The sequence below is a fragment of the Photobacterium sanguinicancri genome (genome assembly GCF_002265265.1).
Lineage (GTDB): Bacteria > Pseudomonadota > Gammaproteobacteria > Enterobacterales > Vibrionaceae > Photobacterium > Photobacterium sanguinicancri.
Window position 1 is genome coordinate 1 of the sequence record NZ_NOIF01000323.1, and the last position, 2,396, is coordinate 2,396.

1 protein-coding gene is annotated in these 2,396 nt (G+C 41.8%); it reads right to left on the reverse strand.

All coding sequences use genetic code 11. The annotated features are described in order from the left end of the window. Positions 1-1,872 (reverse strand): alkaline phosphatase D family protein (locus tag ASV53_RS23655; protein ID WP_094958952.1); only part of this gene is annotated, 1,872 nt, incomplete at its 3' end. Between the last annotated feature and the right edge of the window lie 524 nt (positions 1,873-2,396).

A 2,396-nucleotide genomic window follows, 5' to 3' on the forward strand; every position in this document is an offset into this window, starting at 1 on the left:
CAACTCTCCAATAGCACTGCGATTGACTAAGCGATCGTGTCCATGAGTATCTGGATCACGCTTAAAGATCTTAAGCCGCTTTCGCTTTGTTAACCAGTTTAGTGGTGATCTCGGGCTATAGAGCAAGCGATCCATGGTGTCACAGACCCGCAATAACCGATTCGGAAACTCATTTTTGATCCCGCTAGAGGTGATCTGAAAAATATTCGGGCTCGATCGACGAAAGCGGAGTTTGATGTCGTAGGCAAAGGAGTAATGGACATCGCCTGATAAGATCACAAAATTAGTTGGGGTTTTGGTATGGGTAAAAATACTCAGTAAGGTATTCGCCGCACCGGGGTGCGCCATCCAGTTTTCAGCATCAATCAGTAACGGTTGACCAAGCCACGTCATACCACGCTGCAGCGTTTCAATAAACTTCACCCCAAACATAGGCGCAGCAGAAACAATGATCACCGCAGGTTCATTCAGCATCGCTTGTTGCATTTCAACCAAGGCTTCCCAATCCATCAAGCCCGAAGGCTTATTCATCCGAGATTCAGAACGCCAACGTCGAGTACGTGTATCTAGCACCAACATTTTCGGCTGTGTTTCTATGGTGTAATGCCATTGTCCAAAACGGTATAGATGAGCAATAAACTCATCGTGGTGGGCAATGGTTGGTTGAGCAAAATAACGCCGAGCTAAAGTCATGAAATTTTCATCAAAATGCTCAGGTGCATTACCCCACCCCTGACATAACCAATAACTCATTAACCCATTACCAATCACACGACGTGCCAGTAAGCTATCAAATGCCGCTTTTTCCCAGCCCACCGTCAGATTCCAATCATCAGTCACATCATGATCATCAAAAATCATATAAGTAGGAATATGAGCCATTAAGCGCTGTACTTGCGGTAAACCTGCTACAAACACATCAATATGCTGTTTTTCTTCATGCCAGAGTTGCTGCCATTTGCTGCTCAACATCTGCCCATTAACAATGAAGTCTTGTTCGGCAAGACGATTAGTATTTACTAAGGTCCAAAGCTGTGGCGACCACACCAATAAATACATCGCAAAATATTCAGCAAAGGTGATCAAGTGGTTTTCACTTTCACGAGAGCTAAATACGGGCAACATTCGTTTAGGTAGATAATCTTTCAGCCGTGAAAAACGCGAATCCAAATGATCATGAACATAATGAGGCAGTAATTTATCACGACCATAAAAATGATGAGGACTATTGAAAATATCTTCAGCCGACGCTAATTCGCTTTCGCAGCCATCGGGAAAACCTTCATTCGATAACCCCAATAACTTAATCACTTGCTCTATCGCATCAAGCGTAGGCCCTGCAACATGATCAGCGTAGATCTGATCACCACTCATCATGAGTAATGCAGGGCGTTCATTAATCGCTTGTGTCGACACTTTATCATCAGCGGCCACAAGGCTATCTTGACTTGGATGGTGGGGGTTACGACAAGAACCATGCAAAACATAATCAGCACGCGGTTTAATACTAAATGTCAGCGCTGTTTCATCACGGTACAGTAAATGAGGTAATAGCGTAGTGATTTTGCCTTGCTGAGTATCGAGACAATATTGAAGTGTCGTATCGGTTGGGAAACACCCCGTAAACTGAGCATGCACCACCCACGCATTAACCCCAACTTGGATTTGATGCTCTGCTTGTACCTCTGCTTGGAAAAAAGGAGCCGCTACTTCACTGTTATACAGTGAAAATGTTGCTTGAAGTCGTTCTGAACACACTAGCCAAATTGAAATATGTGAGGCGGTTACCTTACGTAAAATAGGCCCTGCCAGTATCAATGGTAATTCATCCCCTTGTTCCTTAGAAAAAAAACCATCTAGATCCAGGCTCATACCTTCACCTTTGTTCACATTTATCATCGTTTATTTCGATACTTATTACACTCAATATGCTGAGTATCATAGCTTTTATTATCGCTAATATCAGTGCCATCCTCGGTATTCATACCGCTAAAATCACTCACCATTTTTTTATTTTCCTGAAACCACAAAAAATAAGAGATAGTATCTTTTATTTTCGGTGTTAGGTTGATAAAATCCATTCATTAGCCAAATATCATATCGACTCTAGCACTGCTCGCCAAAAGCAAATAGCATCAGATTAGATAAGGTAATCTCCGTATGACGCTGCCGGTAATGATAAAAAATCGGTCAGTCACATAAAATTAACGCAGAGAAAACATCCATATTGGACACGCAACCTCAGCCTCAATAGTGAAATCAAATATAATAAAATCATATGGATAGACCCACTATCAGCATGGTTTGAACAGAACAGAATAAAAAGCACTCATCAATGTGACAGTATTCACTAATTTAAAAACGAGTGTTTTTTAATTAGTTCATATTAGTGCTAC